The sequence below is a fragment of the Kitasatospora sp. MBT63 genome, assembly GCF_000710465.2.
In the GTDB taxonomy this organism is placed as follows: domain Bacteria; phylum Actinomycetota; class Actinomycetes; order Streptomycetales; family Streptomycetaceae; genus Kitasatospora.
Genome location: NZ_JAIZ01000651.1, coordinates 28,671 through 32,217 on the forward strand (window position 1 = coordinate 28,671; position 3,547 = coordinate 32,217).

Below are 3,547 nucleotides of genomic sequence, written 5' to 3' on the forward strand. Positions count from 1 at the left end.
TGGTCGACCCCGACCGCCCGTACTCGACGGCCTCGGCGGGCCTGCGCATCTCCCTGGGCGCGGCCGCGTCCTGGACACCGGAACCCGAGCACCGGGAGGCACCGTGAGCGCACCGATGGTCCAGCCGCCCCCGGCCCTGGTCCCCAGCCGCTACCTGCTGGTCGGCGACCGGGCCTACCGCGACAGCGACGGGAGCGAGGCCTGGTTCGGGTACGCCACCCGCTCGGCCACCCTGATCCGGCTCGACCGGGCCGGCGCGCACGCGCTGCGCTCCGGCGACCCGGCGGCGCTGGCCGGCCTCGGTCCCGAGGAACGCCGGCGGCTGGCCCGCCTGCACGCCCTGGTCGACCCGGCGGAGGACGAACTCGCCGCCGTGACCGACGGGTTGCGCGAAGGTTCGGCGCACGGTGCCACCCGGTCGGTGACCATCATGCCCACCTCGTACTGCAACATGGCGTGCAGCTACTGCGGCCAGGAGCACGTCAAGGCCGCCCACGACCGGCAGCGCGCCGACCGCACCGCCCGCCGGGTCGAGGCGATGCTCGCCGACCCCGCGGTGGACGCCGTCACGGTCACCTGGTTCGGCGGCGAGCCGCTGCTTGCGCTGCGGGTGATCCGGGAGCTGAGCGCCCGCTTCACGGCGGCCGCCGCCCTGCACGGCAAGACCTACACCGCCCGGATGGCCACCAACGGCAGCCTGCTCACCACCCGGACCCTCGCCGAACTGCACGACGACTGCGCGCTCGCCGAGATGGAACTGACCATCGACGGCCCCGAGGAGGTGCACGACCGGCGCCGGCTCACCCGCAACGGCCGCGGCAGCTTCCGGCGGACCGTCGCCGTGCTGGCCCGCACCCTGGACGAGGGCCTCGCCCCGGGCCTGCGGATCGGCATCCGGGTCAACATCGACCGGGACAACGAGGACTCGGTGACCGGCCTGCTCAACGACCTCGCCTGCCTGGGCCTCGCCCACCCGCAGGTCACCCTGCACCTGATCGCCGTGCACTCCTGGGGCAACGACGTCTCCGAGGTGGAGCTCGCCGCCCGCGCGTACGCCGCCCGGGAGGCCGACTGGCTGCGCACCGCCGAGGCGCTCGGCCTGCACTTCGGGCCGCTGCCCGCCGCCACCGTCCGCACCACCTGCACCGCCACCACCCGGTCCGGCGAGATCATCGACACCGCCGGCCGGGTCTACTCCTGCTCCGAGCACCCGCTGGTGCCCGGCGCCCGGGACAGCGGCGTGGTCGCCGAGGTGGCCGAGCTGGCCGGCTCGGCCCGGCGCCCGGCCGGCGCCTTCGACGACTGGTACGACCAGGTCGGCGACGGCGGCGCGCAGTGTTCACGCTGCCCGATCCTGCCGGTCTGCGGCGGGTCCTGTCCCAAGCTCTGGCGGGAGGGCCACCTGCCCTGCCCCAGCGTCAAGTTCAACTGGGCGCAGCGCATGGACCTGGCGGTCCGCCGGCGCGGGTACACCCCGCTGGACCCGGCGGCCGGCCGGTGAGCGGCGCCGCACCGGCGGCCCGCCGGACCATCCGCTTCGCGCACACCTCGGCCGGCGAGCCGTTCGACCCGGCCGGGCTCGCTGCTCCCGCCCCCGTCAGCCGTGCCTGGGCCTGGGGCGGCGCGACCGGCCGCGGGGTGCGGGTCTGCATCGTCGACAGCGGCGTCACCGCCGGGCACCCGCAGATCGGCGACGGGGTCCGGCAACTGGCCGCCACCCGGGCGCCGGACCCGGCGGCCGACGGCACCCGCCCGTGGACCGTCGCCGAGGACACCGGCGGCGACGTGGCCGGCCACGGCACCGCCTGCGCCGGGATCGTCCGCTCGCTCGCGCCGGACTGCGAACTGACCAGCGTCCGGGTGCTCGGCGGCAACCTGCAGGGCAACGGCGACGCCCTGCTGACCGCCCTGGAGTGGGCGGTCGCCGAACGGTTCCCGCTGGTCAACGTCAGCCTCTCGACCCGCCGCGAGCACTTCAAGGAACGGCTGCACGACCTCGCCGACGAGGCCTGGTACGCGGGCGTCACCCTGATCTCCGCCGCCCACAACAGCCCGGTGGACAGCTACCCGTGGCGGTTCCCGTCGGTGATCTCGGTCGGCGCGCACGCCGTCGCCGACCCCGAACGGGTGGAGTCCAACCCGCGGCCGCCGGTCGACTTCTTCGCCCTCGGCGTGGACGTCCCCGCGCCCTGGCTCGGCGGCGCCACCCGCCGGGTGTCCGGCAACAGCTTCGCCGCCCCGCACATCACCGGACTGTGCGCGCGCATCCTGCAACGCCACCCGGGCTTCGGCACCCCGCAGTTGCGGCACGTGCTGGCGGCCACCGCCGACAACATCGCCCCGAGGAGACCGGAGTGACGTCCGACCAGCTCGACGAGATCCTGCGCTCCACCGTGCGGCTGGCCCGGCTCTCCTTCGCGGCCGCCGCCGCCTCGGTGTTCGTCCGCGACGAGGAGCACGGCACCCTGGTCTTCGAGGCCTCCTCCGGCGTCGGCGAGGACCGGCTGGTCGGCATCGCCATCCCCGGCGACCACGGCATCGCCGGATGGGTCGCCAACACCGGCGAACCGATGGTGGTCCGCGGCGTCGCCGACGACGCCCGCTTCGACAAGGGCTTCGCCGAGAGCACCGGGCTGGTCCCGGACGTGATCATGGCCGTCCCGATGGAGCACCGCGGCGAGATCCTCGGCGTGCTGGAGGTCCTCGACCCCGAGGTCGACGGCGTCGGCGACCTGGACGCCATGGACCTGCTCACCGAACTCGCCAACCAGAGCGCCGCGGTGCTCGCCCTCAGCCTCGCCGAACGCCACCGCCCCACCGCCCCGCCCGGCGGCGACCCGCTCACCCGGATCGCCGCCGCGGCCCGGCAGGCCGACGGCACCCGCGGCGAAGCCGTCCAGGCCCTGCTGGCGGCCGTCGCCGACCTCCTCCAGACCGACCGGTGACCGGGGGGTGACGGCGGTGCACCTGGCGGACCTCCTCACCCTCGGCGCCCGGCCGGCCGCCGGACTGCTGCTCTCCCTCACCGACCGCTGCCCGCTGGCCTGCGCCCACTGCTCCACCGACTCCACGATGGCCTCCGCGCAGTCGTCCGGCGGCCCGTTCCGCGCCCTGGTCTCCTCGTTCACCCCGGACTGCCGGCCCGAGCTGATCCTGATGTCCGGCGGCGAGCCCCTGCTGCGGCCCGCCCTGGTCCGGGAGCTGACCGCCTCCGCCGCCACCGCCGGAACCGGCGCCGCCCTGCTGACCGGGATGTTCTTCGCCCGCGGCGGCGGCCTGCCGCCGGCCGTCCGCCGGGCGGTGACCGGCCTCGCCCACCTCGCGGCCAGCCTGGACGCCGAGCACGAACGCGAGGTCGGCCGCGCCGAGGTGTTCCGGGCCCTGGGCGCCGCCCTCGACCACGTCCCGCACGCCAGCCTGCACCTGACCGCGGTCCCGGACGCCGCCGGACACGCGTACCTGGACGGTGTGATCGCCGACGTCCGGCGGCGGTTCGGCACCCGGGTGCCGATGCTGGTCGGCGCGGTCCGGCCGACCGGCCGGGCCG

General features: G+C 76.1%; 3 protein-coding genes and 1 pseudogene. All 4 read left to right on the forward strand.

Going from position 1 to position 3,547, the window contains the following annotated elements; translation table 11 throughout:
* Positions 1–103 precede the first annotated feature (103 nt).
* Positions 104–1,501 carry a radical SAM protein gene (locus tag AA75_RS34290; RefSeq protein WP_051813951.1) on the forward strand — a complete coding sequence of 466 codons (1,398 nt, stop codon included), beginning with the start codon at positions 104–106 and terminating at the stop codon, positions 1,499–1,501.
* Positions 1,498–2,358, forward strand: coding sequence for a S8 family serine peptidase (locus AA75_RS34295; RefSeq protein ID WP_233289309.1), 861 nt, complete (start codon positions 1,498–1,500; stop codon positions 2,356–2,358). Before AA75_RS34290 ends, AA75_RS34295 begins: the two co-directional genes overlap by 4 nt.
* Positions 2,355–2,945 (forward strand): GAF domain-containing protein, encoded by a 591-nt coding sequence (locus AA75_RS34300; protein WP_051813952.1) that lies wholly within the window; start codon positions 2,355–2,357, stop codon positions 2,943–2,945. Before AA75_RS34295 ends, AA75_RS34300 begins: the two co-directional genes overlap by 4 nt.
* A gap of 7 nt (positions 2,946–2,952) precedes the next feature.
* A pseudogene (locus tag AA75_RS34305) lies at positions 2,953–3,547 on the forward strand (radical SAM protein); the annotation flags it as partial.